Source organism: Streptomyces sp. NPDC041191, from assembly GCF_055591945.1.
Genome location: NZ_JBVIZC010000008.1, coordinates 329,595 through 351,573, shown reverse-complemented (window position 1 = coordinate 351,573; position 21,979 = coordinate 329,595). Strand labels below are relative to the sequence as shown.

Annotated in this window: 19 protein-coding genes and 1 pseudogene; 7 read left to right on the top strand and 13 right to left on the bottom strand. The window is 73.0% G+C overall.

Translation table 11 applies throughout. The features are described from left to right. Positions 1–214 precede the first annotated feature (214 nt). The 4 genes and pseudogenes from ACZ6AQ_RS18470 to cseC all read left to right on the top strand — a co-directional run bounded on the left by ACZ6AQ_RS18470 (position 215) and on the right by cseC (position 3,708). Positions 215–787, top strand: coding sequence for a SigE family RNA polymerase sigma factor (locus ACZ6AQ_RS18470; protein ID WP_388690684.1), 573 nt, complete (start codon positions 215–217; stop codon positions 785–787). A gap of 176 nt (positions 788–963) precedes the next feature. After that, positions 964–1,593 carry a hypothetical protein gene (locus ACZ6AQ_RS18465; protein ID WP_468760714.1) on the top strand — a complete coding sequence of 210 codons (630 nt, stop codon included), beginning with the start codon at positions 964–966 and terminating at the stop codon, positions 1,591–1,593. A 97-nt stretch (positions 1,594–1,690) separates the two neighbouring features. Further along, positions 1,691–2,377 (top strand): annotated as a pseudogene (gene cseB / locus ACZ6AQ_RS18460) (two-component system response regulator CseB); the annotation flags it as partial. Then, positions 2,260–3,708 (top strand): two-component system sensor histidine kinase CseC, encoded by a 1,449-nt coding sequence (cseC, locus tag ACZ6AQ_RS18455; protein WP_468760713.1) that lies wholly within the window; start codon positions 2,260–2,262, stop codon positions 3,706–3,708. The pseudogene cseB and the gene cseC, both read left to right, overlap by 118 nt. A gap of 115 nt (positions 3,709–3,823) precedes the next feature. Here the strand turns inward: cseC and ACZ6AQ_RS18450 are convergent, their stop codons facing one another. Next, on the bottom strand, positions 3,824–5,407 hold the full coding sequence (locus ACZ6AQ_RS18450; RefSeq protein ID WP_468760712.1) for an MDR family MFS transporter: 1,584 nt from the start codon (positions 5,405–5,407) through the stop codon (positions 3,824–3,826). A gap of 103 nt (positions 5,408–5,510) precedes the next feature. Between ACZ6AQ_RS18450 and ACZ6AQ_RS18445 the strand changes: the two genes are divergently transcribed. After that, positions 5,511–6,068, top strand: coding sequence for a TetR/AcrR family transcriptional regulator (locus tag ACZ6AQ_RS18445; protein WP_388690694.1), 558 nt, complete (start codon positions 5,511–5,513; stop codon positions 6,066–6,068). Positions 6,069–6,081: 13 nt separating this feature from the next. Here the strand turns inward: ACZ6AQ_RS18445 and ACZ6AQ_RS18440 are convergent, their stop codons facing one another. Further along, complete coding sequence (locus ACZ6AQ_RS18440; protein ID WP_388690697.1) at positions 6,082–6,777, bottom strand: M23 family metallopeptidase; 696 nt, start codon at positions 6,775–6,777, stop codon at positions 6,082–6,084. Positions 6,778–7,376: 599 nt separating this feature from the next. Between ACZ6AQ_RS18440 and ACZ6AQ_RS18435 the strand changes: the two genes are divergently transcribed. Further along, positions 7,377–10,094: an NACHT domain-containing protein gene (locus ACZ6AQ_RS18435; protein WP_468760711.1), complete on the top strand. Its 2,718-nt coding sequence runs from the start codon at positions 7,377–7,379 to the stop codon at positions 10,092–10,094. Between the two features lie 69 nt (positions 10,095–10,163). On the opposite strand, the gene ACZ6AQ_RS18430 is transcribed toward ACZ6AQ_RS18435, so the two are convergent. Next, positions 10,164–12,689 (bottom strand): ATP-dependent Clp protease ATP-binding subunit, encoded by a 2,526-nt coding sequence (locus ACZ6AQ_RS18430; RefSeq protein ID WP_388690702.1) that lies wholly within the window; start codon positions 12,687–12,689, stop codon positions 10,164–10,166. A gap of 499 nt (positions 12,690–13,188) precedes the next feature. On the opposite strand from ACZ6AQ_RS18430, the gene ACZ6AQ_RS18425 reads away from it, so the two are divergent. Next, the gene (locus tag ACZ6AQ_RS18425; RefSeq protein WP_468760710.1) at positions 13,189–13,779 is read left to right on the top strand and encodes an SCO3374 family protein; all 591 of its coding nucleotides are present in this window, start codon (positions 13,189–13,191) and stop codon (positions 13,777–13,779) included. On the opposite strand, the gene ACZ6AQ_RS18420 is transcribed toward ACZ6AQ_RS18425, so the two are convergent. The 10 genes from ACZ6AQ_RS18420 to ACZ6AQ_RS18375 all read right to left on the bottom strand — a co-directional run bounded on the left by ACZ6AQ_RS18420 (position 13,758) and on the right by ACZ6AQ_RS18375 (position 21,905). Next, the gene (locus ACZ6AQ_RS18420; protein ID WP_388690706.1) at positions 13,758–14,093 is read right to left on the bottom strand and encodes a histone-like nucleoid-structuring protein Lsr2; all 336 of its coding nucleotides are present in this window, start codon (positions 14,091–14,093) and stop codon (positions 13,758–13,760) included. The genes ACZ6AQ_RS18425 and ACZ6AQ_RS18420 overlap by 22 nt on opposite strands. Before the next feature lie 153 nt (positions 14,094–14,246). Continuing rightward, on the bottom strand, positions 14,247–14,780 hold the full coding sequence (locus tag ACZ6AQ_RS18415; RefSeq protein WP_468760709.1) for an amino-acid N-acetyltransferase: 534 nt from the start codon (positions 14,778–14,780) through the stop codon (positions 14,247–14,249). A gap of 9 nt (positions 14,781–14,789) precedes the next feature. Then, positions 14,790–15,209, bottom strand: coding sequence for a BlaI/MecI/CopY family transcriptional regulator (locus tag ACZ6AQ_RS18410; RefSeq protein ID WP_468760708.1), 420 nt, complete (start codon positions 15,207–15,209; stop codon positions 14,790–14,792). Between the two features lie 116 nt (positions 15,210–15,325). Further along, positions 15,326–15,505: a hypothetical protein gene (locus ACZ6AQ_RS18405; RefSeq protein WP_388690715.1), complete on the bottom strand. Its 180-nt coding sequence runs from the start codon at positions 15,503–15,505 to the stop codon at positions 15,326–15,328. A 14-nt stretch (positions 15,506–15,519) separates the two neighbouring features. Continuing rightward, positions 15,520–16,089: a hypothetical protein gene (locus ACZ6AQ_RS18400; protein WP_468760739.1), complete on the bottom strand. Its 570-nt coding sequence runs from the start codon at positions 16,087–16,089 to the stop codon at positions 15,520–15,522. Between the two features lie 249 nt (positions 16,090–16,338). Next, positions 16,339–17,145, bottom strand: a complete 807-nt coding sequence (locus tag ACZ6AQ_RS18395) for a type III pantothenate kinase (RefSeq protein WP_468760707.1) — start codon at positions 17,143–17,145, stop codon at positions 16,339–16,341. Beyond that, a complete protein-coding gene (gene nadC / locus ACZ6AQ_RS18390) occupies positions 17,145–18,167 on the bottom strand; it encodes a carboxylating nicotinate-nucleotide diphosphorylase (protein WP_468760706.1) in 1,023 nt (340 codons plus the stop codon). The genes ACZ6AQ_RS18395 and nadC overlap by 1 nt, the downstream gene beginning before the upstream one ends. Beyond that, on the bottom strand, positions 18,164–19,861 hold the full coding sequence (locus tag ACZ6AQ_RS18385) for an L-aspartate oxidase (RefSeq protein WP_468760705.1): 1,698 nt from the start codon (positions 19,859–19,861) through the stop codon (positions 18,164–18,166). The genes nadC and ACZ6AQ_RS18385 overlap by 4 nt, the downstream gene beginning before the upstream one ends. After that, positions 19,858–20,943, bottom strand: a complete 1,086-nt coding sequence (gene panC / locus ACZ6AQ_RS18380) for a pantoate--beta-alanine ligase (protein ID WP_468760704.1) — start codon at positions 20,941–20,943, stop codon at positions 19,858–19,860. Before panC ends, ACZ6AQ_RS18385 begins: the two co-directional genes overlap by 4 nt. Then, complete coding sequence (locus tag ACZ6AQ_RS18375) at positions 20,940–21,905, bottom strand: Rossmann-like and DUF2520 domain-containing protein (protein ID WP_468760703.1); 966 nt, start codon at positions 21,903–21,905, stop codon at positions 20,940–20,942. Before ACZ6AQ_RS18375 ends, panC begins: the two co-directional genes overlap by 4 nt. Positions 21,906–21,979 lie beyond the last annotated feature (74 nt).

Sequence of the window (21,979 nt, the reverse complement as noted above, 5' to 3'; positions counted from 1 at the left end):
GCTCCGGAGCCGGCGTCCGCCGGTGTTCCGGAACAACCTCATCCACTGTCCCGGGGGCCCCGCGTCCAAACCTCTTCCGTCCCGGCTGTTACACAATCGATGGACAGCCGTGCGTCCACCGACGGCTGCCCCGCACAGCCCCGTGACAACCGCTCCGTAGCGTCGTCCACGACACGAGGGACCAGCAGGACACGGGGAACGGGAGGCGGTTCGGATGAGGCACGGTGAGGTGCTCGACTTCGAGGAGTACGTACGGACCCGGCAGGACGCACTGCTGCGCAGCGCCCGCCGCCTCGTGGCCGACCCGGTCGACGCCCAGGACCTCCTCCAGACCGCCCTGGCCCGTACGTACGGCCGCTGGGACGGCATCGCCGACAAGTCCCTCGCGGACGCCTACCTGCGCCGCGTCATGATCAACACCCGTACCGAGTGGTGGCGCTCCCGCAAGCTCGAAGAGGTGCCGACCGAGCAGCTGCCCGACGCGAGCGTGGCCGACGCCACCGAGCAGCACGCCGACCGGGCCCTCCTCATGGACATCCTGAAGGTGCTCGCCCCCAAGCAGCGCAGCGTCGTCGTCCTGCGCCACTGGGAGCAGATGAGCACGGAGGAGACGGCGACGGCGCTCGGCATGTCGACCGGTACGGTGAAGTCGACGCTCCACCGGGCGCTCGCCCGGCTCCGCCAGGAGCTGGAGAGCCGTGACATCGACGCCCGGGCCCTGGGGCGGACCGGGGAGCGGACGGGCGTACGAGGGGACGAAAGGGGTCGGGAGCGGTGCGCGGCCTAGACGACGGAAGAGACGACGGCGGAAGCCGCGGTGCCGGAGGGGACGGTGCCGGGCGGGACGACGAGGGCTCCGGCGGCGGTTTCGGCCCCGGGGCCCGCTCCGGCGACGGCCCCGGCCGCGCCCCCGGGGACGGCGGGGACCGGCTCCCGGCCGGGCGCGGCCACCGGCGTCGTACCGTGAAGGCGGCGGGGGCCACGGCGACGGCCGGGATCGTCGCCGTCGGCCTGTCCCTGGCGGCCTGCTCCAGCGGCGGCACCGGCTCCCGCGACGAGGGAGCGGCGCGCACCGACGGGATCACCGCGGCGGCCCCCTCCTCGTCCCCGTCCGCCACCGGCCCGCGGGCGGCCGACCGGGTGGACCCGGTCGAGCTCCTCAAGTCCGACCCGAAGATCGGCGAGCGGTTCAAGGCGGACCTGAAGCCGTGCTCCGCGCGCTCGTACCCGGTGGACACCTCCTACGGGAACCTCACCGGCGCCCCCGCCCCCGACGTCGTCGTCAACGTGATGACCTGCGGCGACGCCATCGGCATCGGCACGTACGTCTACCGCAGGCAGAGCGACCGGTACGAGAACGTCTTCATGGTCGAGGACGCGGCGGTCTACGCCACGATCGACCGGGGCGACCTCGTCGTCACCAAGCAGGTGTACGCGAAGGGCGACCCGGTCGCGTACCCCTCGGGCGAGGACGTGGTCACCTACCGCTGGACGGGGAACCGGTTCACCCAGCACGACTGGGTGCACAACGACTACAGCCGGTCGGCCGGGGGCGCCGAGGCGCCCGCCCCGGCCGAGCCCCACCCCAGCTGAGCCGTACGCCGAGCACACCGAGCACGCCGCACACACCGAACACACCGACTCCGGGAGCCCGCCCCAGGAGAACGCACGACTCCGGAGGACATCCACGATGGCCGAAACCCATGTCCTGTTCGTCGAGGACGACGACGTCATCCGTGAGGCCACCCAGCTCGCCCTGGAGCGGGACGGCTTCCTGGTCACGGCCATGCCCGACGGGCTCTCCGGCCTGGACGCCTTCCGGGCGCGGCGGCCGGACATCGCGCTGCTCGACGTGATGCTGCCGGGCATGGACGGCGTCAGCCTCTGCCGCCGCATCCGCGACGAGTCGTCGGTGCCGGTGATCATGCTGTCGGCGCGCGCCGACTCCATCGACGTCGTCCTCGGCCTGGAGGCCGGGGCGGACGACTACGTCACCAAGCCCTTCGACGGCTCCGTCCTCATGGCCCGCATCCGGGCCGTGCTGCGCCGGTTCGGACAGGCGGGCGGCGAGGGCGGGGGCGAGCCGGCGGAGGGTGCCGGTCCGCTCGTCTTCGGCGACCTGGAGGTGGACACCGAGGGCATGGAGGTCCGCAGGGGCGGGGCGCCGGTGGCGCTGACCCCGACCGAGATGCGGCTGCTCCTGGAGTTCTCGTCCGCGCCGGGCACCGTGCTGTCCCGGGACAAGCTCCTGGAGCGGGTGTGGGACTACGGCTGGGGCGGCGACACCAGGGTGGTGGACGTCCACGTGCAGCGGCTGCGCGCCAAGATCGGCCAGGACCGGATCGAGACCGTCCGCGGCTTCGGCTACAAGCTCAGGGGCCAGGGCGGGTGAGGCCGTTCCCCCTGCGCACCGGGGTCCGCTGGAAGATCGCCGTCGCCATCGCGGCGGTCGGCGCGCTCATCGCCGTCACCCTGAGCGTGGTCGTGCACAACGCCGCCCGCATCTCGATGCTCGACAACGCGCGCGAGGTGCAGATGGAGCGGCTGCTCTTCGCGCAGCGGATGTACGAGACGTCGAAGCCCAAGGAGCCCCGCTTCGGCACCAAGATCAACGACTCGGCGCTGCCGCCCCAGCTCGACCGGCTGATGCGGTCCAAGCGGCGCGGCACGTTCGTGCAGGAGCACCGGCACGGCGGGCCGCCGGACGTGTGGGCGGCCGTCCCCCTCGCCAACGGCGACGTGCTCTCGCTGCACATCCCCTTCGCGGACCGCAGCGCGAAGATCATGCGGGACCTGGACCGGGCGCTCGTCGTCGGTTCGGTCTCGGTGGTCTTCGGCGGCTGCGCGCTCGGCGTGCTCATCGGCGGTCAGCTGTCGCGGCGGCTGCGGAAGGCCGCCGTCGCGGCCGGCCGGGTGGCGCAGGGCAACACCGACGTACGGGTGCGGGAGGCCGTGGGCGGGGTCGTACGGGACGAGACCGACGACCTGGCGTGGGCGGTCGACGCGCTGACCGACGCCCTGAACGAGCGGATCGAGGCCGAGCGGCGGGTCACCGCGGACATCGCGCACGAGCTGCGCACCCCCGTCACCGGGCTGCTCACGGCGGCCGAGCTGCTGCCCCCGGGGCGCCCCACGGAGCTGGTGCGGGACCGGGTGCAGGCCATGCGGACGCTGGTCGAGGACGTTCTGGAGGTGGCCCGGCTCGACAGCGCGTCGGAGCGGGCCGAGCTCCAGGAGATCGCGCTCGGCGAGTTCGTGGAGCGGCGGGTGCGGAACCTCGATCCGGAGATCGTCGTCCGGGTCGTCCACGACTCCTGGGTGAACACCGACCCGCGCCGTCTGGAGCGGGTCCTGGGCAACCTCCTCGCCAACGCGGCCAAGCACGGCAGGCCGCCGGTCGAGGTCACCGTCGAGGGCCGGGTGGTGCGCGTCCGCGACCACGGACCGGGCTTCCCCGAGGCGCTGCTGAGGGAGGGGCCGAGCCGGTTCCGTACGGGGACGAGCGACCGCGCGGGCCAGGGCCACGGCCTGGGCCTGACGATCGCGGCGGGCCAGGCCCGGGTCCTCGGCGCCCGGCTGACCTTCCGGAACGTGGCCTCCGAGAGGGCCCCGGGCGGGGTGGGCGGCGCCGTCGCGGTCCTGTGGCTCCCGGACCACGCCCCGACGAACACGGGGAGCTTCCCGGTGCTGCGGCAGCCGGAGCAGTAGGAGCGGCGGGAACGGGGGAAGAAGCGGGGCCCGCCCCGGGAGGGACCGGCCCCGCGGACCGTCCGGGCGGTCCGCGGGCCGCCCGGGACCGCCCCGCCCGGCCCGGCCGGGTCGCTCAGACCTTCTCGGCGGTCTTCGCCGGGCCGTCGCCGGAGGGCTCCTCTTCCGGGCCCGCGCCCGGTCCGGCGCCCCGGAGCGCCACCTCCTTGACGAAGAGGGCGAAGAGGAAGGCGAGGACGGCGACCGCCGAGGCGAGCAGGAAGGCCCCGTGGGTGCCGGAGGCCACCGCGTGCTGGTACGCCTCGCGGAGCTGCGCCGGCAGCTTGGCGAGGCTCGCCGCGTCGAGCTGGGCGGTCCGCTCCGTGAGCCCCGCCCCGCCGCGGGCCGTCATCTCGTCCTGGACGCGGGCGGTGAAGAGCGCGCCCATGATCGCGACGCCGAAGGAGGAGCCGAGCGTCCGGAAGAGGGTGGTGGAGGACGAGGCGACGCCCATGTCCTTCATCTCCACGCTGTTCTGGGCGACCAGCATGGTGATCTGCATGAGGAAGCCCATGCCGGCGCCGAGGACGGCCATCCAGACGCCGGAGACCAGCCGCGAGGTGCCGGTGTCCATCGTGGAGAGCAGGAAGAGGCCGGCCGTCATGAGGACCCCGCCCGCGATGGGGAAGACCTTGTACTTGCCGGTGCTGGTGGTGATCCGGCCGGCGACCAGCGAGACGACCATCATCGAGAGCAGCATCGGCAGGAGCAGCAGTCCGGAGTTGGTCGCGGAGGCGCCCTGGACGGACTGCTGGAAGAGCGGCAGGTAGAGGACCGCGCCGAACATCACGAAGCCGGTGATGAAGCCGATCAGGGACATCAGGGTGAAGTTGCGGCTGCGGAAGATGTGCAGCGGCACGATCGGGTCGCTCGCCCGGGTCTCCACCCACAGGAAGGCGAGGAGCGCGGCGACGCCCCCGACCGCGAGGCCGACGATGGTGGCCGAGCCCCAGGCGTACTCCGTACCGCCCCAGGTGGTGACCAGGACGATCGCCGTGATGCCGGCGGTCAGCAGCGCGGCGCCGGGGAAGTCGATCCGGGTGTCCGTGTTCCTCGGCTTCTTCGGCAGGTGCAGGACGGTGGTGACCATCGCGAGGGCGACCGCGCCGAGCGGCAGGTTGATGTAGAAGGACCAGCGCCAGCCCCAGTGGTCGGTGATGGTGCCGCCGACGAGGGGGCCGCCGATCATGGCGAGGGCCATCACGCCGGCCATCATGCCCTGGTACTTGCCGCGCTCGCGGGGCGGGATGAGGTCGCCGATGATCGCCATCACGCCGACCATGAGGCCGCCGGCGCCGAGGCCCTGGATCGCGCGGAAGCCGATGAGCTGGCCCATGTCCTGGGCCATGCCGCTGAGCGCCGAACCGATCAGGAAGATCACGATCGAGGTGAGGAAGACGCCCTTGCGGCCGAACATGTCGCCGACCTTGCCCCAGAGGGGGGTGGAGGCGGCGGTGGCCAGGGTGTAGGCCGTGACGACCCAGGAGAGGTGCTCCAGGCCGCCGAGTTCGCCGACGATCGTCGGCATCGCGGTGCCGATGATCATGTTGTCCAGCATCGCGAGGAGCATCGCGATCATGAGGGCGAGCAGGACGACCCGGACGCTGCGCGCCGGCGGTGCCTCTCCCTCGTTCGTTCCCACGGTCCGTCGCGTCGCCATGTCGTTCCCTTACTTGCCGCCCGGCTGGTTACTAGACTGGGGACGGTAGGCCCCTAACTTGTCGGCCGTCAAGTAAGTTCTTTGGAAAGTGGAGGGCACCCCCATGGCCCGCGGCAACACCCGTCAGCGCATCCAGGACGTGGCCCTCGAACTCTTCGCGGAGCAGGGCTACGAGAAGACCTCCCTGCGCGAGATCGCGGAACGCCTCGACGTCACCAAGGCGGCGCTCTACTACCACTTCAAGACCAAGGAGGACATCCTCGTCGGGATCTTCCAGGACCTGACCAGGCCGATGGACGAGCTGATCGCGTGGGCGGGGGACCGGCCGCGCACCCTGGAGACCAGACGGGAGATCGTGCGCCGCTACCAGGTGGCGCTGCTCGCGGCGGCGCCCCTCTACCGCTTCATGCAGGAGAACCAGGCGGCCGTGCGCGAGCTGAGCATCGGGCTCACCTTCAAGGAGCGCATGCTGGCGCTGACCGGGCTGCTGTACGACGACGACTTCTCCGTCAAGGAGAAGGTCCGCTGCGTCAGCGCGGTCTTCACGCTGCACGCGGGAACGTTCTTCGCGCAGAACATCGAGGGCGACCCCGAGGAGAAGCGCGAAGCCGTCCTCGAGGTCGCCCTCGATCTCGTCGACGAGGCCCACCGGGCCCCGTGAGTCCCCGGGTGGGTCAGATGCCCACGCCGTGGGCCCGCAGGAAGGCGGCCGGGTTCAGGGCGGAGCCGTAGTTCGGGGTGGTGCGGATCTCGAAGTGCAGGTGGGGGCCGGAGGAGTTGCCGGTGTTGCCCGAGAGGGCGATGCGCTGACCGACGCCGACCTTCTGGCCGATCTTGACCTGGATCTTCGACAGGTGGGCGTACTGCGAGTAACGGCCGTTGGCGTGCTTGACGACGATGGCGTTGCCGTACGCGGGGCCGTCGCCGCCGCCGTACGGGCCGGCCTTCACGACGGTGCCGGCCGCGGCGGCCTTGACCGGGGTGCCGACCGGGACGGCGAAGTCCTGGCCGGAGTGCTTGTGGGCCCACATGGCGCCGCCCTGGTTGAAGCTGGCGCTGAGGGTGTAGGAGCTGACCGGCTTGACCCAGGCCGGAGCCTTCTTGGCCGTGACGGCCTTCTTGGTGGCGGTCGCCTTGACGACCGTGACCTTCGCCTTCGCGGCGGCGGCCTTCACCTGGGCGGCGAGGTGGGCCTGCGTCTCCGCCTGGGCGGCGACGGCGGCGGACGCGGTCGCCGCGACCGGGGCGACCGCCTTGCCCTCGGCGGCGAAGGCGGACCCTGCTCCGGCCACCAGCGACGCTCCGAGGCCGGCGGCGGCGAGAGCGACGGCGGTGGCACGGGCGGCGGGGTTCATGACGCGCTTCGACATACGGGGGTGATCCTCCGGGGTGTACGGGACCCGACGTGTTCGCCGGGGGTGTGGGGCCCGACGCGCTTTCGGCGTGATGTCGGGCTTGCTCATCTTTGGTAACCCGGCCTCCCGCTCCGGCCAAAACACCCCATCTACGACATGTCCTCGTAGTGGACCCCGAGAAAGTTGACCTCTTGACTACCGGGAGGAGAGGACTCGGAGGCGGGCGCGAACCCCTCGCAGAGGCGGTTTAACCGCACGTCGCGGGGGCCCGAACCACCGAAGCCCCCGCCGTCCGCCCGGTCCGGCCCACCCCGGCCCCTCCGGGCCCGGACGCCGTGCCCGAATCATGCGATTTCACCCCGATCACCCCCACTATTCTGGTTAGTACCGGCCAAAACCCCTGTGCGCCTTGTCACCAGAGGGCCGTTCCGGATGAGATCCGGGTCACGCGAAAAGGCATTCCGCATGCGATCCGGGTCACGTGACCGGGGCCACGAAAAGGAATTCGAAGGGTGGGGAAAGGCGTCCGGAAGGGACCCGGGTCACACGTCCGGGCCCCCGGGGAACCCCCGCCCGTTACGCTGACCGCTCCGGGGAACCACAGGGGGTCACACATGGAACCGGCACTCATCGGCACCCGCCTCGCCTCCGCCGCGATCGGGCCGCTCCTGAAGAAGCTTCTGGTCAGCGAGGGCCCGGGGGCGGGGCTCGTCCGCAAGGACGCGGAGGTCCGGCTCTCCGGACTCGTCTCCTTCCGCGGCGAGAAGCGCACGCTCACCGAGAAGGACGTCCGCAGGCTCGCCGCCACCCTGGTCGAACGCTCCCGGCAGGGCCCCGGGGAGCCGCCGTTCCCGGCCGACGAGAGCGAGGCCGTCACCGACGCCCTCGCCGCGAACCTGCTGGCCCTCGGCGACCTCGACATGGACGACGTCCAGGCCGTCCGTCTCGGCCACCGCGACCTCGCCCGCCGGCTGCGGGCCGCCGCCCCGGCCCCCGACGGCCTCTCCACCGACTCCGTCCTCTACCTGGAGACGGTGACCGAGTGGTCCTGCCTCCACATCCTGGAGTTCTTCACCCGGCGCTCCGCCTTCGTCGCCCGCAGCCTCGTCGAGCAGACCCGCGCCCAGGCGGACGTCCTCGCGAAGGTGGACGAGGTGATCCGCCGGACGCCACCGGCGGAGGCACGGGACGCGGAGTTCGAGCGGCGCTACCTCTCCCACCTCGCCAAGAAGCACGGCCGCCTGACCATCCACGGCGTCGACCTGCGCCACTCACCGCACGAGTGGCCGCTGGACGCGGCCTACCTGTCCCTGGAGGCGACGGGCGGGGAGGACGCGCACGAGACGTCCGGCCGGCAGCGGGAGCACGCCTCCGGCCGCGCCGACCTCGCCCTCGCCCGCCACGAGAAGGTCCTGCTGCGGGGCCTCGCGGGCTCCGGCAAGACCACGCTCGTCCAGTGGCTGACGGTCTCGGCGGCGTCGGCCGGGGACGCGGCCCCGGAGGGCATGGCCTACCTGCGGGGCCGCGTCCCCTTCGTCCTGCCCCTGCGCGCCCTCACCCGCCACGGCGAACGGCTCCCCTCCCCCGACCGCTTCCTCTCCGCCACCGGCTGCCCGCTCACCCCGCCCGACGGCTGGGCCGACCGGGTCCTGGCCGCCGGCCGGGGCCTGGTCCTGGTCGACGGCATCGACGAGATCCCCGAGGCCGAGCGGGCCCGCGCCCGGGACTGGCTGCGCGACCTCCTCGGCGCGTACGAGGGCAACCGCTGGCTCGTCACCTCCCGCCCCACCGCCGTGCGGGACGACTGGCTGGCCCCGGACGGCTTCGCCGAACTGACCCTCGCGCCCATGGGCCGCGCGGAGGTCAGCACCTTCGTACGCCGCTGGCACGAGGCCGCCGGACCGGACGCGGCCGGGTACGAGCAGCCGCTCCTGGACTCCCTGCGCACCGACGGGCCCGTGGCCCGGCTCGCCACCAACCCCCTGATGTGCGGCCTGATCTGCGCCCTCCACCGCGACCGGCGCGGTTTCCTGCCCCGGGGCCGCAAGGCGCTCTACGAGGCGGCCCTCTCCATGCTCCTGTCCCGGCGCGACCGCGAGCGGGACATGGGCGCCCCGACCGGGGTCACCCTGGACGAGGCCCCGCAGATCCAGCTGGTCCAGCGCCTGGCGTACTGGCTGACGCTGAACGGGCGCACGCAGATGGACCGCGCCCGCGCCGGGGCGGTCGTCGCCGAGGCCGTACCGGCCGTACCGGACGCCTCCGCGTACTCCCCGGACGAGGTCTTCACCCACCTCCTGCACCGCAGCGGCCTCCTGCGCGAACCGACGGCGGACACGGTCGAGTTCGTGCACCGCACCTTCCAGGACCACCTGGCCGCGAAGGCCCTCGTGGACCACTGGGACATCGGCGTCCTGGTCCGCCACGCGGCCGACGACCAGTGGGAGGACGTCATCCGCATGGCGGTGGGCCACGCCCGGCCGCGCGAGTGCGCGGAGATCCTGCGGGAACTGCTGGGAGCGGCGGACGCGGCCGAGGACCGCCAGATCCGGCTGCGCCTCACCCTGCTGGCGGCGACGGCCCTGGACCACGCGACGGAGGTGCCCCCGGAGGTCCGCCGGGAGGTGCTGCGGCGGACGGCCGAGGTGGTCCCGCCCCGCACGCCCGAGGAGGCGCGGCAGCTGGCGGAGGTCGGTCCCCTGGTACTGGAGCTGCTGGGCCCGCCGGAGGAGCTGACCGACGACGAGGCGCGCACCTCGGTGATCACCGCGACCCGCGTCACGACCGACGCGTCGCTCCCCTATCTCGCCCGCTTCGCACGGCACCGGTCCCTGGGCGTCCGCTCGCAGCTCGTCTGGGCGTGGTCCCGGTTCGACACGGAGCGGTATGCCGAGGAGGTCGTCTCGCGGCTGGACCCGGACCGGCTGTTCTACACCGTGACCAACGACGAGCAGGCCGGCGCCCTGGCCTCCCTCGGGCTCCGCCCCGAACGCCTGGACCTCCGCTACAACGTCACGGAACGCGGCCTGGGGCTGCTGCGCCCGCTGCTCCCCCACGTCCGGCACCTCGACCTCTGCCAGAGCGAGGCGGCGCTGCTCGCCCACGTCGCCGACCTCGGTCTGCCGGGCGTGACGGCCGTGAACGTACGCGTCGCGTCCGACCGGCCCCCCTTCGAGACGCTCGCCCGCGCCTTCCCCGGGCTCCGGGACCTCCACCTCTTCGGCGACGATCTGCCCCCCTCGTACGACCGCTCCGTGCTGGAGCCCTTCGGGGAGCTGCGCACCGTCACCGTCCACCGCATCCGGAGCAGCTGGGCCCTCCCCGGACGATGAACGAGGGGCGGCCCCGGAACCAAATGGTTCCGGGGCCGCCCCTCGTCACGCTACGCGTTCGGCGCGGCGTCACGCGTCCTTCGAGAGGTTCGGGCCCGAGCCGCCCGCCGCCTCCACCGGAGGAGCGTCCGGCAGCGCCGACTTCTCCTCGCCGCGGAAGGTGAACTTGCGCTCCTCGCCCTCGCCCTCCGTGTCCACGACCACGATGTGACCGGGGCGCAGCTCGCCGAAGAGGATCTTCTCCGAGAGCGTGTCCTCGATCTCGCGCTGGATCGTCCGGCGCAGCGGCCGGGCACCCATGACCGGGTCGTAGCCCTTCTTGGCGAGCAGCTCCTTCGCGGACTGGGAGAGCTCGATGCCCATGTCCCGGTCCTTGAGGCGCTCGTCCACACGGCCGATCATCAGGTCGACGATCTGGAGGATGTCGTCCTGCGTCAGCTGCGGGAAGACGATGATGTCGTCCACACGGTTGAGGAACTCCGGACGGAAGTGCTGCTTCAGCTCGTCGCTGACCTTCGCCTTCATCCGCTCGTAGTTGGACTTCGTGTCGCCCTGGGCCGCGAAGCCCAGGTTGAAGCCCTTCGAGATGTCCCTGGTCCCGAGGTTGGTCGTCATGATGATGACCGTGTTCTTGAAGTCCACGACCCGGCCCTGGGAGTCGGTCAGACGACCGTCCTCCAGGATCTGGAGAAGGGAATTGAAGATATCGGGGTGGGCCTTCTCGACCTCGTCGAAGAGGACGACGGAGAACGGCTTGCGGCGCACCTTCTCGGTGAGCTGGCCGCCCTCTTCGTAGCCGACGTATCCGGGCGGCGAACCGAAGAGACGGGAAACCGTGTGCTTCTCGCTGAACTCCGACATGTCGAGGGAGATCATCGCGTCCTCGTCGCCGAAGAGGAATTCGGCGAGGGCCTTCGACAGCTCGGTCTTACCGACACCGGACGGACCGGCGAAGATGAACGAGCCACCGGGGCGCTTCGGGTCCTTCAGGCCGGCCCGCGTACGGCGGATGGCCCGCGAGAGGCCGATGACGGCGTCCTTCTGGCCGATGACGCGCTTGTGGAGCTCGTCCTCCATGCGGAGCAGGCGCGAGGACTCCTCCTCGGTCAGCTTGAAGACCGGGATGCCGGTGGCGGTCGCGAGGACCTCGGCGATCAGCTCGCCGTCGACCTCGGCGACGACGTCCATGTCGCCGGCCTTCCACTCCTTCTCCCGCTTGGTCTTCGCGGCGAGGAGCTGCTTCTCCTTGTCGCGCAGGGAGGCGGCCTTCTCGAAGTCCTGCGAGTCGATCGCGGACTCCTTGTCCCGGCGGACGTCGGCGATCTTCTCGTCGAACTCGCGGAGGTCCGGCGGCGCGGTCATCCGGCGGATGCGCATCCGGGAACCGGCCTCGTCGATCAGGTCGATCGCCTTGTCCGGCAGGAAGCGGTCCGAGATGTACCGGTCGGCCAGGGTCGCGGCCTGGACGAGGGCCTCGTCGGTGATGGAGACCCGGTGGTGGGCCTCGTACCGGTCGCGCAGGCCCTTGAGGATCTCGATGGTGTGCGGCAGCGACGGCTCGGCGACCTGGATGGGCTGGAAGCGGCGCTCGAGGGCCGCGTCCTTCTCCAGGTACTTCCGGTACTCGTCGAGCGTGGTGGCACCGATGGTCTGGAGCTCACCGCGGGCCAGCATCGGCTTGAGGATGCTGGCGGCGTCGATCGCGCCCTCGGCGGCACCCGCACCCACGAGAGTGTGGAGCTCGTCGATGAACAGGATGATGTCGCCGCGGGTGCGGATCTCCTTGAGGACCTTCTTCAGGCGCTCCTCGAAGTCACCGCGGTAGCGGGAGCCGGCGACCAGGGCGCCGAGGTCCAGGGTGTAGAGGTGCTTGTCCTTGAGGGTCTCGGGCACCTCGCCCTTGACGATGGCCTGGGCCAGGCCCTCGACGACGGCGGTCTTGCCGACGCCGGGCTCGCCGATGAGGACCGGGTTGTTCTTGGTACGGCGGGACAGCACCTGCATGACCCGCTCGATCTCCTTCTCGCGCCCGATGACCGGGTCGAGCTTGGATTCGCGGGCCGCCTGGGTGAGGTTGCGGCCGAACTGGTCGAGGACCAGGGACGTCGAGGGCGTGCCCTCGGCGGGGCCGCCGGCCGTGGCGGCTTCCTTGCCGCTCTGGTAGCCGGAGAGCAGCTGGATGACCTGCTGCCGGACCCGGTTGAGGTCGGCGCCCAGCTTCACGAGGACCTGGGCGGCGACGCCCTCGCCCTCGCGGATCAGGCCGAGCAGGATGTGCTCGGTGCCGATGTAGTTGTGGCCGAGCTGGAGGGCCTCGCGGAGCGACAGCTCCAGGACCTTCTTGGCACGAGGGGTGAAGGGGATGTGCCCGGACGGGGCCTGCTGGCCCTGCCCGATGATCTCCTCCACCTGCTGGCGGACCGCCTCGAGCGAAATCCCGAGGCTCTCCAGGGCCTTAGCGGCGACACCCTCACCCTCGTGGATAAGGCCCAGAAGGATGTGCTCGGTGCCGATGTAGTTGTGGTTGAGCATCCGGGCTTCTTCCTGAGCCAGGACGACAACCCGCCGCGCGCGGTCGGTGAACCTCTCGAACATCGTTAATCGCTCCTCAGAGCGGTCAGTCAGTTAGGGGTCGATCCCCTCCCTGTCCTTCCGCAGCTTAGTCCCGCGAGCGGGGACCGCTCATTCCAACTGCCGACATCCGTCCGGATCACCCCCCTCTTCGCGGGGAGACCTGCTGCCGAACAGCCGACAAATGCTCCAACCCGATGGTGCGAGACGATGTTCCCGCAGGCCAAGTAGTAAGCCGCGCCTTCAGTACGCCGATGGCGAACGCGAGACGCCCGGGTCCGCGGGGCCACCCCTCTCCACTAGGAATGTCTTACCCGTAAGTACGGACACTCCATGCGGGGAACCCCGGTTCCCTCCGCTACCAGCGAACACCCTTGCGTGCTCGAATGCACACGTACGCCTCATCCCGGACACGGCACGCGCCCGGAGGCGGACGGTGCGTCACGGAGCGGCGGCGTCGTTGTCGTCGTCGTCATCGTCTCCGGGTGCGTAACCAAGACGCGCCCGGAGGAGTTCCCCGGGCATGGTCCCCGCCGTCCCGTCCCCCCGTGTGCCGCCCGACGCCGGTCCGGCGCGGTGGTACGAGGACGCACTCGGCTGGACGACGGTGGCGGGCCCGCCGCTGGAACTGGTCACGGGGGTGTGCTTCGACGTCCTGGAGCTGCCCGCCGACGCCGGCCGCGGCGTCCTGCGGCGGCTGGGCGGGGCGACCGGGCCGGTGGCCCTGGCGGGGCACCGGATGGCGCTGCTCGTGGCCGAGGGGGGCGCGGAGGAGCTGCCGGGGCTGCTCGACTGGCTGGAGTGGGGCGGGATCGCGCTGGACCTCACCGCCCTCGGCGCCGGTGGCCGGATGACCGCGCCCCTCCCGCCGGGGCGGGGCGACTCCGGCGCGCCGGGCGCCGCCGTGTGGCTGCGGCCGCCCGTGCCGGGGCGCGGGGCCGCCGCCTCGCTCCCCGCCCTGCGGGCCGCGCCGCGGGACGGTGCGGACGCCCCCTGCCTGGCACGGCTCGTGGCCGCGGCCGCGGCCGAGTGCCACCGGGTGCGGCTGCTGAGTGCCCGGGCCCGGGGGCCGGCGGCTCAGCAGCTGCCGCCTCAGCGGTTCGCGTCCTCGTAGGCGGCCTTGACCTTCGCCGGAACGCGGCCGCGGTCGTTCACCTCGTAGCCGTTCTCCTTGGCCCACGCGCGGATCTTCGCGGTGTCGGCGTTGCCGCCGGCGGCGACCCGGCCCTTGCCCCGGGGGGCGGCGGCGCGGCCACCGGTGCGCCGGCCGCTCTTGGTGTAGGGCTCGAGAAGACCACGGAGCTTTTCCGCGTTGGCGGTGGTGAGGTCGATCTCGTAGCTCTTGCCGTCCAGCGCGAACGTCACGGTCTCGTCCGCCTCGACGCCGTCGAGGTCGTCGACAAGAAGGACCTGAACCTTCTGTGCCACCGGCTTTCCTTTCATCGAAAATGCAGTACGCGGAAAGGAAACCGCTTTTCCCTGCAAAACACAAACCCCCGGGAGGGGTTCAGAAGCCCGGGGACGCGGGAAACGTGCGCGTTTCGGACATAGGGTTCGGGCGGCGTTCGGGCCGGTTCCCCGTCACAGGTGCAGAAGCATCCGACTGTTGCCCAAGGTGTTCGGCTTCACTCGTTCGAGACCGAGGAACTCCGCGACTCCCTCGTCATAGGAACGCAGAAGCTCGCTGTACACATCCCCGTCGACCGGCGTCTCACCGATCTCGACGAAGCCGTGCTTCGCGAAGAAGTCGACTTCGAAGGTCAGGCAGAATACCCGCCGCACCCCGAGCCACCGGGCGGTGTGCAACAACTTGTCGAGCACCTGATGCCCCACGCCGGCTCCCCTGAACGTGGGATCGACGGCGAGAGTGCGCACTTCGGCGAGGTCTTCCCACATCACGTGGAGCGCCCCGCAGCCGACGACGACGCCGTCCTCGTCGCGTTCCGCGACCCAGAACTCCTGGATGGACTCGTAAAGCGTCACGGTCGCCTTGTCGAGCAGGATGCCGCGCCGGACGAAAGGATCGACGAGCCGGCGGACGGCGGTGACATCGGTGGTGCGGGCCCTGCGCACGGTGACGGCTTCGGAGGGGGCCGGAGAGGCGGACGGCGACATGGGGGGACGTTATCGCTCCCGGGTCCCGGTTCCGTCGTCGCCCTCCGCGGGCGGGGCGGTCTGCGGAGTGTCGCGCCGGACGATCCGAATGGCGTCGTCGAGCGCCTCGCGCTGCTCCTGCGACATCATCCCGAAGAAGGCGACGAGGGCGGCAGCCGGATTGTCGCTCCGGGACCACGCCTCGTTCATCAGTGCGGCCGCGTAGGCGGCCCGGGTGGAGACCGCCGTATACCGATAGGCGCGGCCTTCGACCTCTCTGCGGACCCAGCCCTTCTGGTGGAGATTGTCCATGACGGTCATGACGGTGGTGTAGGCGATGGAACGTTCCCGCTGGAGGTCCTCCAGAACTTCCCGGACGGTCACCGGACGGTTCCATTGCCATACGCGCGTCATGACGGCGTCTTCGAGCTCTCCCAAGGGACGGGGCACAGCGCCACCCTAATGCGCAAAACGCCAAAAAGGGTCGATTGACGACACCAGGGCGAACAAAAAGGACGCACGGCCTCGAAAGGCCGTGCGTCCCCGGTGTTCCGGAACCCCCGGGATCAGGAGGCGGTGGAGCCCTCCGGCCGGCGGGCGGCCTCGGCGCGGGCGAGGGCGGCGTCCACGACGGCGTCCTCCTTGGCCTTGTTCGGGCCGCCCTGGCTCTTGACGATCGTGACGACGAGGCCGATGAAGAACGCGGCCATCACGACGGGGGGCAGGAGCGCGGATACGTAGTCCATGACGACCAGGGTAGCTATCCGGCGGCCCGCTCCTCGGGCGGGGGCGGCGGAACGGGCCGTCGGCGCGGCGGGAACACCTCGGAGGGCTTGGGCACCGGCCGCTCCTCCGGGGCGGGCGGCGCGGGGCGGGGCCCGTCGCCCGCCGCGCGCCCGCCGGGGAGGGCGAGCAGCCGGGTCCGGGGGGCGCGGGCGGCGGAGGCGGTGGCCTGGGTGACCCGGGCCAGGCGCGCGCGCACGGAACGCTCGGCGAGGCCCTGGCAGCGGGACAGGAGTGCGGCGGCGGCCGGGTTGCCGCGCAGCGCGCGCAGGGCGGCGAGGTCGTCGGCGCCGGGGTCGTACCCGGCGGCCAGGGCCTCCCGAAGGAGCCCCAGGTAGCCGCCGAGGGAGCCGGGCAGCGCCTCGCGGTAGCGGGTCAGGTCGGCGAGGAGGAAGGCGCGCAGCCGATCGGCCTCGCGTACCGCCTCGTCCAGGGATGCGGTCAGGCGCAGACAGTCCTGGACGTCCTGGTCCTGGAGGGGGGCGGGGCCGAGGGCGGCGGCGAGGGCGCGGCGGAGCACGCGCAGCTCGTCCGCGCCGAAGGCCATGCCGCCGCGAGATCCGTATGGCGTGGGCATGGGCCGACGATACGCGCTAATCGGACAATTTCCGCTTAGCGCTCGTTTCGGCGCGCCGTCGGCCGGACGCCCGGAGGCGCGGACGGCGGCGTCCCCCGCGGCCCGCCCGTCACGCATCCGGGCCCGTCACGCACCCGGGCCTTCGCGCACCCGGGCCCGTCACGCACCCGGCCCCGGCGCGCGGGCCACCGGGGGCGGCCGGCGCGGCGGGGCCGCGCCTCACATCCGCGAGGCGTTCCGCTCGTACACCAGGCGCAGGCCGATCAGGGTCAGCCAGGGCTCGTGCTCGTCGATCTCCCGCGACTCGCCGAGGACCATCGGGGCCAGACCGCCCGTCGCGATCACCGTCACGTCGGAGGGGTCGCCGTCCGGGCCGACGAGCTCCCGCTTCATCCGGGACACCACGCCGTCGACCTGGCCCGCGTAGCCGTAGATGATGCCGGACTGCATCGCCTCGACCGTGTTCTTGCCGATCACGTTGCGCGGACGGGCCAGCTCGATCTTGCGGAGCATCGCCCCGCGCACGCCCAGCGCCTCCACGGAGATCTCGATGCCCGGCGCGATCGCCCCGCCCGCGTACTCCCCGCGCGCGGTGACCGCGTCGTACGTCGTCGCCGTGCCGAAGTCCACGACGATCGCCGGGCCGCCGTACAGCTCGACCGCCGCGGCCGCGTTGACGACGCGGTCCGCGCCGACCTCCTTCGGGTTGTCGGTGATGATCGGGACGCCCGTCCTGACGCCCGGCTCCACCAGGACCGCCGGCACGTCGCCGTAGTACCGGCGGGTGACCTCGCGCAGCTCGTGCAGGACCGAGGGGACCGTCGCGCAGATGGCGATGCCCTCGATGCCGTCGCCCAGCTCGACGCCGAGCAGCGGGTGCATGCCCATGAGGCCCTGGAGCAGGACCGCCATCTCGTCGGCGGTCCTGCGCGGGTCCGTGGAGATCCGCCAGTGCTCGACGATCTCGTCCCCGTCGAAGAGGCCGAGGACCGTGTGCGTGTTGCCGACGTCGATGGTGAGCAGCATCAGGCCCGCACCTCGCGCAGGTCGAGGCCGATGTCGAGGATCGGGGAGGAGTGGGTGAGGCCGCCGACCGCCAGGTAGTCGACGCCCGTCGCCGCGTACGCCGCCGCGTTCTCCAGGGTCAGGCGGCCCGAGGACTCCAGGACGGCGCGGCCCGCGACGAGCGCGACGGCCTCCGCGGTCTCGTCCGGGGTGAAGTTGTCGAGCAGGATCAGGTCGGCGCCGGCGTCCAGGACCTCGCGGACCTGGTGCATCGTGTCCACCTCGACCTCGATCGGCACCTCGGGGAACAGCTCGCGCACGGCCTTGAACGCCTCGGCCACGCCGCCGGCCGCCACCACGTGGTTGTCCTTCACCAGGGCCGCGTCGGAGAGCGACATGCGGTGGTTGACGCCGCCGCCGCAGCGGACCGCGTACTTCTCCAGGGCGCGCAGGCCCGGCGTCGTCTTGCGGGTGTCGCGGACCTTCGCCCGCGTGCCCTCCAGGGCGTCGGCCCACGCGCGCGTGGCGGTGGCGATGCCGGAGAGGCGGCACAGGACGTTGAGGGCGCTGCGCTCGCCGGTGAGCAGGTCGCGGGTGCGGGCGGTGACGCTCAGGAGCACGGTCCCGGCCTCGACGCGCTCGCCGTCCTCGACGTGCCGCTCGACCTCGAACTCGTCGGTGCAGACGATCGACAGGACCGCCTCCGCGACCCGCAGACCGGCCACCACACCCGCCTCGCGGGCGGTGAAGTCGGCGGTGGCGACGGCCTCCTCGGGAACGGTCGCCACGGTCGTCACGTCCACCCCGCCGTCCAGGTCCTCGGCGATCGCCAGGTGGGCGACGTCCTCGACCTGGACCGGGTCGAGGCCGGCCTCCGCGAGCAGCGCGGCGAGCGCCGGGTCGAGCCCGCACTCGAACTCCTCGCCGCCGCCGCAGCCGCAGCCGTCGCCGCAGCCGCCGGTCTCCCCGGCGGCCGGGGAGGCGCTGATCTGGATGAGAGGGACGTCCACGGGCTCGGGACGGGCTTCCTCGGGCGTGCTCACGACTGCGACTCCTCGGCTGTTCGGGCGGTGACGGGGGGAAGGTCCGCGGTGGCGGTGGGACGGACGGCGAGCGTGCCGCCGGGGGCGCGGCGCACGACCAGGTGGCGCCGCCACGCGTCGTCGTCGCGTGCGGGCCGGTCCTCGCGCCAGTGGCAGCCGCGGGTCTCCTCGCGGACGAGGGCCGCCGCCACCAGGGCGCCGGAGACCTCCAGGAGGTTGGCCGCCTCCCACGCCTCGGTGCAGGGCTCGGCGCTCTTGCCCGGGTGGCCCGCGGCGGTGTCCGCGCCCAGGGACTCCAGGGCCCCGGCCGCCCTGCGCAGGCTCTCCCCGGAACGCAGCACGCCCGCGTCCGCGCTCATGATCCGCTGGAGTACGGGGCGCAGCGCGGGGTCGGGCACCGGCACCGTCCGCGCCGGGGCGGCCGGAACCGGCGTCCCCTCGCGGTGCGGGCCGTTCGCGGCGATGTCCTCCGCGATCCGCTCGGCGAAGACCAGGCCCTCCAGGAGGGAGTTCGAGGCGAGCCGGTTGGCGCCGTGGACGCCCGTGCAGGCGACCTCCCCGCACGCGTACAGGCCGGGGACGGTGGTCCGGCCGTACAGGTCCGTGCGGACGCCGCCGGAGGCGTAGTGGGCGGCGGGGGCCACCGGGACCGGCTCGGTCACCGGGTCGATGCCGTGGGCGCGGCAGGCCGCCAGGATCGTCGGGAAGCGCCGCTCCCACATCGCGGCCCCGAAGTGGCGGGCGTCGAGGTACATGTGGTCGGCGCCCCGCTCCCGCATCCGGCGGGTGATCGCCTTGGCGACGACGTCCCGGGGCGCCAGCTCGGCCAGCTCGTGCTGTCCCCGCATGAAGCGGACCCCGTCGGCGTCGACCAGGTGGGCGCCCTCGCCCCGCACCGCCTCGGAGACCAGCGGCTGCTGCCCCTCGGCGTCCGTCCCCAGGAAGAGCACGGTCGGGTGGAACTGGACGAACTCCAGGTCGGAGACCTCGGCCCCGGCGCGCAGCGCGAGCGCGACGCCGTCGCCGGTCGAGACCGGCGGGTTGGTGGTCGCGGAGAAGATCTGGCCCATGCCGCCGGTGGCGAGGACCACCGCGGGGGCGTGGACGGCGCCGACGCCGTCGTGCTGCCCCTCGCCCATGACGTGCAGGGTCACCCCGGCCGTCCGGCCCCCGTCGTCCGTGAGGAGGTCCAGGACGAGGGCGTGCTCGACGGTGCGCACGCCCCGGTCGCGTATCGCCCCGACCAGCGCGCGGGAGATCTCGGCGCCGGTCGCGTCGCCGCCCGCGTGGGCGATCCGGCGCCGGTGGTGGCCGCCCTCGCGGGTCAGCGAGAGCTCGCCGCCGGAGGTGGTGTCGAAGTGGGCGCCGGTCTCGATCAGCCGGCGGACGGCGCCGGGGCCCTCCGTGACCAGGGTCCGCACGGCCCGCTCGTCGCAGAGCCCGGCACCGGCCACGAGGGTGTCGTCCAGGTGCTGCTCGGGGGTGTCGCCCTCGCCGAGCGCGGCGGCGATGCCGCCCTGGGCCCAGCGGGTGGAGCCGTCGTCGAGGGACGCCTTGGTGACCACGACCGTGCGGAGTCCGGCGGCGGTGCAGCGCAGGGCGGCGGTGAGGCCGGCGACGCCGGAGCCGACCACGACGACGTCGGCGTCGAGGGACCAGCCCGGTTCGGGGGCGTGCAGCCGGGTTCCGGTCACGTGGCGGCTCCGAGGACGAGGGGGACGTTGTCGATGAGCCGCGTGCTTCCCACGCGCGCGGCGACGGCGAGGACCGCCTCCCCGGTGTGGCCGTCCTCGACCTCGGTGAAGTCGGCCGGGTCGACCAGGGCCAGGTAGTCGAGGACGAGCGGCGGTTCGGCCGCCGCCGCCTCGTCCAGGACGGCGCGGGCCGCGGCGCGCACGGCTTCGGCGCCGCCGCCCTCGGCGGCCTGCGCGACCGCGTGGGCGTCGGCGGCGGCCCGCGCCTCGCCGAGCCGGGAGAGCGCTTCGGCCCGGTCCCGTACGCCGGGCAGGGCGGTGGCCCGCGCGCGCAGCGCCTCCTGGGCGGCGAGCCGCTGCCGGCCGGCGAACAGCGCGCGGGACAGCGCGAGGGCCGTACGGCGCTCCCCGGCCGACAGGTAGCGGTTGCGGCTGGAGAGGGCCAGGCCGTCGTCCTCGCGGACGGTCTCGACGCCGACGATCTCGACCGGGAAGTTCAGGTCGCGGACCATGCGCCGGATCAAGGCCAGCTGCTGGGCGTCCTTCTGGCCGAAGAGGGCCAGGTCGGGGCCGGTGAGGTGGAGGAGCTTGGCGACGACGGTCAGCATGCCGTCGAAGTGGCCGGGCCGGGAGGCGCCTTCGAGGCGTTCGCCCATGGGGCCGGCGGTGATCCGGACCTGGGGCTCGCCGCCCGGGTAGACCTCCTCGGCGGAGGGCGCGAAGACGACGCTCGCGCCCGCGCCGAAGGCCAGCTCCAGGTCGGCGTCGAGGGTGCGCGGGTAGCGGTCGAGGTCCTCGCCCGCGCCGAACTGGAGCGGGTTGACGAAGACGGTGACGACGACGAAGCCCTCGCTGCCCACGCGCGCGCGTGCGGCGCGGATCAGGGTGGCGTGGCCCTCGTGGAGCGCGCCCATGGTCATGACCACGGCGTTGCGGCCGGGGACGCCGTGGCGGGCGGCGGCGGCGCGCAGCTCCCCGGCCGTGGGGACCAGCGCGGCCGGCGCGTGGCGGACGGACCGGCCGGCGGCGGCGCGGTCGTCGTCGGGCCGGTCGGCGGCGCGGTCGCGGACGGGCGGGTTCATCGGTCGTCTCCTCGCGGCCCGTCGGCGGACCCGGTGGTGCCGGCCGCGCCCGCCGAGCCGTCGGCGAGCACCTCCAGCAGGGCTTCGGCGGGCTCGGGCTTGAGCAGGCCGTGCGCCAGCGCCCGGTCGGCGGTCGCCCGGGCCATCGCCAGGTAGCCGGCGACGGTGCCGGGGGCGTGCGCGCGCAGTTCGGCGACGTGGGCGGCGACCGTACCGGCGTCACCGCGCGCGACGGGCCCGGTGAGGGCCGCGTCGCCGGACCGCAGGGCGTTGTCCAGGGCGGCGCCCAGGAGGGGGCCGAGCATCCGGTCGGGAGCGGTGACCCCGGCCTTGTGGAGCAGCTCCATCGACTGGGCCACCAGGGTGACCAGGTGGTTCGCGCCCAGGGCGAGGGCCGCGTGGTAGAGCGGGCGGGCCTCCTCGGCGATCCACTCGGGCTCGCCGCCCATCTCGATCACCAGGGCCTCGGCGGCGAGCCGCAGCTCCTCGGGCGCGGTCACGCCGAAGGAGCAGCCGGCGAGCCGCTGGATGTCCACGGGGGTGCCGGTGAAGGTCATGGCGGGGTGCAGGGCGAGCGGCAGGGCGCCGGCCCGGAGGGCGGGGTCGAGGACCCGCGTCCCGTACCGCCCCGAGGTGTGCGCGATCAGCTGCCCCGGTCGTACGGCCCCGGTGTCCGCGAGCCCTTCGACGAGGCCGGGCAGGGCGTCGTCCGGCACGGTCAGCAGGACCAGGTCGGCGAGGGCGAGGACGCGGGCGGGCTCCACGACCGGGACGTCCGGCAGGAGTGCGGCGGCACGGCGCCGGGAGGCGTCGGAGACGGCGGAGACGGCGACGGGACGGTGTCCCGCGAGCCGGAGGGCGGCGGCGAGGGCGGGGCCCACCCGGCCGGCGCCGACGACTCCGACGGTGAGCCGGGCGGGTCGGTCCTCGGCCCGGGGCTCTGGCGCTGCTGGTGCGTTCACGGTGGGGACGGCCTTCCGTTCCAGTCCTCGGCGGGTACCGGACGATTTCTGGTCATGCTACGCCAGCGGTACGC